The 678-nt window shown below is 48.2% G+C and carries 2 protein-coding genes and 1 tRNA gene; 1 reads left to right on the top strand and 2 read right to left on the bottom strand.

The genetic code is table 11. The features are described 5' to 3' along the window. The coding region (locus tag RI518_RS07990; RefSeq protein ID WP_310689841.1) for a hypothetical protein at positions 1 to 187 on the bottom strand (187 nt) is incomplete at its 3' end. A 134-nt stretch (positions 188 to 321) separates the two neighbouring features. After that, positions 322 to 394, bottom strand: a tRNA-Arg gene (locus RI518_RS07985). Positions 395 to 553: 159 nt separating this feature from the next. Between RI518_RS07985 and RI518_RS07980 the strand changes: the two genes are divergently transcribed. Continuing rightward, positions 554 to 678, top strand: a 125-nt coding sequence (locus RI518_RS07980; RefSeq protein WP_310689842.1) for an SDR family NAD(P)-dependent oxidoreductase, incomplete at its 3' end; no start/stop codon positions are given.

The raw sequence follows: 678 nt of genomic DNA, 5'->3' as shown, positions 1-678 counted from the left end.
CTCTGATTTCAGCCTTTTGGGTTTCAGTGACTGTTCGGACTCTGCCTGGGTAATCAGTCAGCGATTTCACAACCACCGGAGCAGAGCTCACTTTGCTGTCTTCAGAAGTTCTTGTCTCAGCTGCTGTAACCGAGCTCGCGGGAACCAGCAGTGTTGCCACCAAAACAAATCCGGTTATAAGTTTCATCACTGCCCTCCGTGCTTATTAGCTGCAACCGAGTTGATAGATAAAAAACTCCCTTTGCAGCGGAAGTGAGAATTGAGTCACTTTTATAGAAAATAAGAAACCACGAGAAGTCGTGAAATTCTTCTCGTGGTTCGCACGCTTGGAGGGACTCGAACCCCCAACCTTCTGATCCGTAGTCAGATGCTCTATCCATTGAGCTACAAGCGCTTGGGCAGTGTCCAATGCTACACCAACTGAAACCAAAAGGCTAAGAGTCATTTCGTTGATAACAATTCTCTAAACGGGTGTTCTCTGACTGTTGAAAGTGTATGCTCAGGGTTTACACTTACATAAGTTTCCAGACTTCAACGAGGAAGGTGAGCAGTCATGGACAAGACAAGACTGGCCGGTAAAAAGGCCTTAATCACAGGTGGCGCCCAGGGAATGGGAGCCGCAATCGCTAAGTATTGGGCCGCTCAGGGAGCAGCTGTTTGCGTTGCCGATCTCAACGA

The organism is Pontimonas sp., assembly GCF_031581085.1.
Classification (GTDB): Bacteria; Actinomycetota; Actinomycetes; order Actinomycetales; family Microbacteriaceae; genus Pontimonas.
This window is presented reverse-complemented; position numbering and strand designations above follow the sequence as displayed.